At 31.8% G+C, this 7615-nt stretch carries 3 protein-coding genes and 2 pseudogenes; 3 read left to right on the plus strand and 2 right to left on the minus strand.

The window, feature by feature from the left end; genetic code table 11:
• Nucleotides 1–1158: pseudogene (locus AJ884_RS00035) on the minus strand (cache domain-containing protein); the annotation flags it as partial.
• Nucleotides 1159–1324: 166 nt separating this feature from the next.
• Here AJ884_RS00035 and AJ884_RS00040 point away from each other — a divergent pair.
• Nucleotides 1325–1899: pseudogene (locus AJ884_RS00040) on the plus strand (cytochrome C).
• Between the two features lie 10 nt (nt 1900–1909).
• Entirely contained in the window at nt 1910–4426 is a 2517-nt protein-coding gene (locus AJ884_RS00045) for a molybdopterin guanine dinucleotide-containing S/N-oxide reductase (protein ID WP_070278539.1), read from the plus strand.
• Nucleotides 4427–4450: 24 nt separating this feature from the next.
• On the opposite strand, the gene zupT is transcribed toward AJ884_RS00045, so the two are convergent.
• Nucleotides 4451–5326, minus strand: coding sequence for a zinc transporter ZupT (zupT, locus tag AJ884_RS00050; RefSeq protein ID WP_052776816.1), 876 nt, complete (start codon nt 5324–5326; stop codon nt 4451–4453).
• A gap of 168 nt (nt 5327–5494) precedes the next feature.
• On the opposite strand from zupT, the gene AJ884_RS00055 reads away from it, so the two are divergent.
• Nucleotides 5495–7615, plus strand: coding sequence for a methyl-accepting chemotaxis protein (locus tag AJ884_RS00055; protein WP_070232950.1), 2121 nt, complete (start codon nt 5495–5497; stop codon nt 7613–7615).

The following is a 7615-nucleotide window of genomic DNA, read 5'->3' on the forward strand; positions in this document are numbered from 1 at the left end:
ATCATTGCTTTTTACTTCTATAGTAGAAACATTTTTTGTTTTATGGTTGATGAAGTCAAAGAAATTTTGCAAAGATTTAAAAATTGAATTAATTTTTGCACTTACCATATATTTTATACACATATATACAATAGCTGAAATTATAATTAAAAATATAACAACTACAGCAACTATAATTAACTGAAGATTATATAAAGGTTTTAAAACTGAATTTTTAGGGGTTGTTACAAGTATACTCCAATAACTTGAATCTTCTAGGGTACTAAAGGAGACAACCGAAGCATAACTAGTTAAACCTGTAGATGTATAAAAATTATTGATTAAAATATCTCTATGTTCTTTAATAGCACTTAATATAGGAGCTACAGAAGGAGAATGGTTGTATTCATTGATTTTTTGCAAAATTGCTTTAGGATTTTCATGTATAACAAATGTTCCATCATCTGTAAGTAGTAATCTTTGATCTCCTTCGTGAAAATTTAATGAAGGATCAAGTAAAGCTTTAGACATCTGTGAAAGCTCTAAAGAGAAACCAATAACTCCTGCAAAATCTCCTTTTTGATTAAAAATAGGCATTCCTAAGTTTATCCCTAAAAATTCTCCATTGCCATAATCAAGACGCTTAACTGAACCAAAAATAATCTTTTGTTCTCCATTGTGCACATTGTTTTCAATTTTTGAGATTACAGGTATACTGTTATACATATTTTTATTTTGTATAAATGTTTTAATACCTCCGTCAATCCCTGGAGTTGAATCATTATAAACAATAGATAAATTTCCATTTTGAATGTCTTTTTCTTTATTTCCTGATAAGACTGAAAGATCTTTAATGTATAAAAAAGCATAAGTGGTATGCATACTTGAATCTAATGTTTTTTTGGTCAAATTTTCCAATACATTAATGTCAATATTCCCATTATCATTAATAACTTGTTGTATACTAGTACCTAATGCTTTAGAGAGTAAAAAAGGTTCGTTAAGTGTGGATTGCATATAATTTACATATCTTTTTGAAGCTATATCTAGAGCAATTTCTGCTTCTTTTTCCATATTTTGAGAAACTTTCCATGATATGATGGCAATCATAAAGACTAAGCTAACCATAACACTTCCAATTACTGAAAGGGTTAATTTAGTTCCGATAGATTTTAACATTGTCTTCCTTTCTTGTATATTTATTTTCTAGAATTATAACTATAAAATGCTTATTTTTTTCTAAAAAAGTTATTAATTATTAATTAATATTTTGTTAATATTAATTAATAATTAAATTAAATAATGTTAAAATACATTTACATCAAATTTATATTAAGGAATAGCAATGAAAAAGATTTTCATTTCTTTTGTTGTCCTAGCGACATGTTTATGGGCAAAAAATACCGCCTATACTGATGAAGTTGTATCGCTTTATCTTAATAAAGATGATACTAAAGTCATAGGAAGACTTTTACCTACAAATCCTTTTGAAGTGTTAAAAAGCGCAAATAACAGGGTTTTGCTAAAAATTGATGGTTATGTAAATCCTAAAGCACCTTCTGTGATTTATTTCAATGACTCTCAAAGAATTATTGTTGCAGCTTTTTCTAAAAATACAAAATTAAATTTCTCTCAAAGAATAACTGGAAAAAATGGAAAATGGGATAAGGTAAGCCTTGAAATTTGGGCAGATAAAAAAGAATTTGTCAAAGACAATAAAGAAATGTAAATCGAGCCAAAGAGCTTTTTGTAAATAACTGTGGAATTTGCCACGCTATCCACAAAGAAAAAGAATTTACAGCTAATGCTTGGCCTGCAATTTTCCGTTCTATGGCCGATAGAACAGGTATTGATAAAAAAGACAGATGGCTAGTTATAGAATACTTACAAAAAAACGCAAAAGATTTTAAAACAAAATAAGGAGAAAAGCATGCTAGATAGAAGAAAATTTTTAAAAATTGGAGCGAGCTTAAGTGCTTTACCTCTCATTCCAAGCTTAAGTGCAGGAAAAACCGTAGAAGCTTCAAAAGTTAGCCTCGGACTTGTAAAAAATGGAGAAGTGATTACCGCAGCACACTGGGGGATTTTAAAACTCACTATAAAAGATGGTAAGATAGTAAAAAGTGAACCTTGGGAAAAAGTTACAAAAATGGATAATCCTTTACAGCACTATACTGCCGATATGGTTTATAAATCTCGTGTGAAGTATCCTTATGTGCGTAAATCCTACCTTGAAAATCCTGACAATCCTAAACCTGAGCTTCGCGGAAAAGATGAGTTTGTTCGCGTAAGTTATGGTGAAGCGATCAAGCTTATCGCCAAAGAGCTTAAAAAAACAAGAGATAGTAAAGGTGCAAGTGCGATTTTTGGTGGAAGCTATGGCTGGAAATCAAGTGGAAATATGCAAAACTCACGCATCTTACTTCATAGATTTTTAAATGTAACAGGTGGATTTGTAGGAGCTACAGGAGACTATTCTACAGGAGCTTCTCAAGTGATTATGCCTTATGTTGTAGGATCGATTGAAGTTTATGAGCAACAAACCTCATGGGAAAATATCTTAAGTGATTCTAAATATGTTGTGATTTGGGGTGCTGATCCGCTTTCTACTTTACGCATAGCTTGGACTTCAAACGAACAAAGAGGTTTGGCATACTTTGAAAAACTTAAAGACAGTAAAATCAAAGTGATTTGTATAGATCCTATAAAAACCACTACAGCGAAATTTTTAAATGCCAAATGGATAGCTCCACGCCCAAATACCGATGTAGCTTTAATGATGGGTATGGCAAGCCATTTAATTGCTAAGAAAAAAGTTAATTACGAGTTTTTAGACACTTACACTACAGGCTTTGATAAATTTAAAGATTATTTAGAAGGTAAAGAAGATGGAGTGAAAAAAGATACCAAATGGGCAAGTAAAATTTGCGGTATCGATGAAAAAACTATCAAAAAATTAGCTGAAACTTTTTATGATAATCCTACTATGATTATGAGTGGTTGGGGTATGCAAAGAGCACATCATGGCGAACAGCCTCACTGGATGCTAGTTACTCTTTGTGCAATGTTAGGACAAATCGGCACAAAAGGAGGCGGTTTTGGACTAAGCTATCATTACAGCAATGGCGGTGTTCCAACTTGCAAAGGCGGAGTTATCGGCGGTATGACAGCAGGTAGTTTAGGGATTTGGAAAAATGGTAAATTTAAAGGTTTAGTAAAAAGCGAAACTTCAAACGAAGGCGCAGAATGGCTTCAAAATGCAGCGAGTTATTCTTTCCCTGTAGCAAGAATCGCTGATGCTTTACTTCACCCTGGAAAAACCATAGATCACAACGGCTCTAAGCTTACCTATCCTGATATTGATTTTATTTACTGGGTAGGCGGAAATCCTTTAGTGCACCATCAAGATACTAACACTAACGTAAAAGCATGGAGAAAACCACGCACCGTTGTGGTAAATGAAATTTACTGGACTCCAACAGCTAAAATGGCAGATATTGTTATGCCTGTAACTTCATCTTATGAAAGAGATGATATTACCATGACAGGAGATTATTCAAATATGCATATAGCTCCTATGAAACAAGCAGTTGAGCCTGTGGGTGAAAGCAAAGATGATTATGTAATTTTCTCTGATATTTGTAAAATTTATGGAAAAGATGTCTTTAATGCCTATACAGAAAATGGCAAAAAAGCTAAAGATTTCATCAAAGAATACTACAACAGTGCCCTAAAACAAACTCAAAGTTTTGGCGAAGCTTTTGCTATTCCTATGCCAAGTTTTGAAGAATTTTGGGCTAAAAATGAACCAATCACTTTTGAACCAACAGCTGAAAGTTTAGAATGGACTCGTTTTTCAGAATTTATAGAAGATCCTATCTTAAATGCTCTGGGTACAGATTCAGGACTCATTGAAATTTACTCAGAAGCGATTAAAAATTATAATTATGATGATTGCAAAGCCCATCCTACTTGGTTTGAGCCTATTGAATGGCTTGGAAATGCAACCAAAGAAGCACCTTTCCACTTACTTACAAATCACCCAAGAGATCGCTTGCACTCTCAACTTTGCCACACAAGCTTAAGAGATACTTATGCAATAAAAGATAGAGAGCCGATTTTAATCAATTCCAAAGATGCAAAAAAACTTGGTATAAAAAATGGCGATGTAGTACGCGTGTTTAACAAACGCGGTGAAGTTTTAGCAGGGGCTGTTGTAAGCGATGAAATCATGCAAGGGGTTGTAAGGATTTGTGAAGGTGCTTGGTATGATCCTAATGAAAACGGACTTTGCAAATGTGGAAATGCAAATGTTTTAACCATGGATATGCCAACTTCAAAACTTGCCAATGGCAATATCTCTCACACAGGGCTCGTAAACATAGAAAAATTTAAAGGTGAACTACCAAAACTTACTGCCTTTAATGCGCCAAAAGGTGTGAATTAAATTGCAAGAAAGCCGTAAGGCTTTCTATTGTCCAAGCAAATTTAAACTTAAAGCCATTATTGCCATTCCTAATATAAGTCCATATAAACTATCATGGGCCTTATCATAAGTTTTTGCAGCGGGCAAAAGTTCATCAAGAGATATAAAAACCATAATTCCTGCAATCACAGCAAAACTTATAGCTAAAGTAAGATCGCCTATAAAAGGCAATAAAATCAAAGCTCCAACAAAAGCACCCAAAGGCTCTGCAAAACCCGAAAGAGCTGAATAAATAAAAGCCTTTTTCTTATTTCCTGTAGCATGGTAAATTGGCAAACTCACGGCCAAACCTTCAGGGATATTGTGTATAGCCACAGCTATAGCTATAGCAATTCCTAAAGTAAGATTGTCAAGACTCGAAATAAAAGTAGCAAAACCTTCTGGGAAATTATGTATAGCAATAGCCAAAGCTGTAAAAATCCCTGTGCGTTTTAAAGCTTTAGTATTGATCTGATGCAACTTTTCTCCAGGATGAAATTTCGGAGGATTTTGTCCTTTTTGAGGTAAGGGACAAATTTTTAACTCGCTTAAATCCTCTTTAGGCTCGTGAGGATTGACATCTTCGGGGATTAATTTATCAATCAATAAAGATATTAAAATTCCACCAAAAAAACAAGCTAATCCCAAAAGCTCAGCCCAATGCGAATCATAGTGATTTTTAAAATCTTTAAGTGCAGTGGGTAAAATTTCCATGAAAGAAATATATATCATTACCCCAGCTGAAAAACCAAGTCCTAAAGAAAGTACCCTTAAATCATCTTTTCTAGAAAAAAAGGCTATTATAGAACCTATAGCTGTAGAAAAACCTGCAAAAAGAGTCAGTAGCATTGCGATAAAAATTTGTTCAAAGGTAAATTGCATTAATAATTCTTAACTTCAATAAAATTTTAATATTTTAAATACTTATATTTATAAAAAGTTAACATATGGTAAAATTACAAAAGATATTAAAATTTTTAAGAATATTTTAAAAAATTATAGAATACTATACTAAGTTTTTTATAAATTTTTAAAAGTTAAGGAAAAAATATGAATTTTCGTTCTTTAAATATAAGCACTAAGCTTATTCTATCTGTAGCTATAGGGGTAATTTTAGGCATTATCGTATTAGTTTCAACAGTTTCCATATATATTTCTGAAAATATGGAAAAAGAGGCCAAAGATTCAATATTTTTAGCTTCAAAAAGATACACCAATTATATGGAAGGTATTCTAAATGAAACTGTTGCACTTACAAAAGGAACCGCAACTTCCTTAAATGATATGTTTGAACACAATAATCAAGTTGATGCTGATTTGATTGAAAGCTTAATGAAAAATTTATTTGATAGTAGTTTATATTCAGCTTATACTTTTTTGTATTTAAAAGATACTTCAGTGCTAGGGGATGCTCAAGGAATTGATAAAAGATACACAAGTTCTGATGGTAAAACTTTTGCTATGATTTATTTTGATCAAACCACTGGAAAATCTGGAGGAATAGAAACGATTCAAACGCCAAATAATTTTGGTAATTTAAAGATTATAGAGCAAGTAGAAAAAAACGCTAAATATGGAGATAAAGATAGTTTATTTGTTGGGCCACCAACTAAACTTAACTACGATGGAAAAGATTTTCTAGGTATTAATTTTGGAATGCCTATTTTTAATAATAAAGGTAAATTGATTGGAGTTGCTGGATATACTTTAGATTTTTCTGAAGTTTCTGAAACCATACTTGACCCAAAATTAGATTTTTTTGAAGGGGATTTAAGATTTTTAATGACTGATAAAGGTGTTATTGCCATTCATAAAAATCATAATGCCATTTTAAAAACACTCAGTGATATAAATAAAGATCCCTCTGTGGAGTTAGTCAATAATGCTGTTAAAGAACACAAAACTGTTATAATAGATGATTATGTTGCTTCAACTGGAGATTTAAGCTATGCATCCGTTTCATCTTTTAGTACTGCAAATAATTCAAGTTATTGGAGTATGGTTGTAACTGCTCCTAAAAATTCAGTTTTAGCACCTTTAAAGAAACTAGAAATTATTTTTATTGTGATTTCTTTTTTTATACTACTTGTCATATTGATTATAGTTTATGTCTGCGTTAAAAAAATAGTTGGATCTAGAATTCCTGTCATTTTAAAATCTTTAGAAAATTTCTTTCGTTTTTTAAATCACGAAAAACACGAAGTTGATTTAATTTCAATCAAAGCCGATGATGAACTTGGAAAAATGGGCAAAATGATCAACGAAAACATCCTTGCTACTAAAAAAGGTTTAGAACAAGACAATCAAGCTGTTAAAGAATCAGTTCAAACCGTATCAGTTGTAGAAGGTGGTAATTTAACAGCAAGAATTACTGCTAATCCAAGAAACCCACAACTTATTGAACTTAAAAATGTTCTAAATAAACTTCTTGATGTTTTACAAGCTAGAGTAGGTTCTGATATGAATGTTATTCATAAAATATTTGAAGAATACAAAAGCTTAGATTTTAGAAATAAAATCTCTAATGCTTCAGGAAGTGTTGAATTAACTACTAATGCTTTAGGCGATGAAATAGTTAAAATGCTAAAACAAAGTTCAGACTTTGCTAATGCTTTAGCTAATGAAAGTGGAAAATTACAAACTGCTGTTCAAAGCTTAACCACTTCTTCAAATTCTCAAGCTCAATCTTTAGAAGAAACTGCAGCAGCTTTAGAAGAGATCACTTCTTCTATGCAAAATGTTTCAGTTAAAACTAGTGATGTTATCACTCAATCTGAAGAGATTAAAAATGTTACAGGTATTATAGGAGATATTGCAGATCAAATTAATCTTCTAGCTTTAAATGCAGCTATTGAAGCTGCACGTGCTGGAGAACATGGTAGAGGCTTTGCTGTTGTGGCTGATGAAGTTAGAAAACTAGCTGAGAGAACTCAAAAGTCTTTATCTGAAATAGAAGCTAATACTAATTTACTTGTTCAATCTATCAATGATATGGCAGAAAGTATTAAAGAACAAACTGCAGGTATTACTCAAATCAATGATAGCGTAGCACAAATTGATCAAACTACTAAAGATAATGTTGAAATTGCTAATGAATCAGCTATTATTTCTAGTACAGTAAGTGATATAGCTAATAATATCTTAGAAGATGTTAAGAAGAAGAGGTTTTAA

The sequence above is a fragment of the Campylobacter sp. BCW_6463 genome (genome assembly GCF_001762785.1).
In the GTDB taxonomy this organism is placed as follows: Bacteria; Campylobacterota; Campylobacteria; order Campylobacterales; family Campylobacteraceae; genus Campylobacter_D; species Campylobacter_D jejuni.

What these genes read in the sequence shown, in the direction of transcription:
- AJ884_RS00045 (WP_070278539.1), top strand. Translation starts at nt 1,910, where the DNA reads ATGCTAGATAGAAGAAAATTTTTAAAAATTGGAGCGAGCTTAAGTGCT.
- zupT (WP_052776816.1), bottom strand. Translation starts at nt 5,326, where the DNA reads ATGCAATTTACCTTTGAACAAATTTTTATCGCAATGCTACTGACTCTT.
- AJ884_RS00055 (WP_070232950.1), top strand. Translation starts at nt 5,495, where the DNA reads ATGAATTTTCGTTCTTTAAATATAAGCACTAAGCTTATTCTATCTGTA.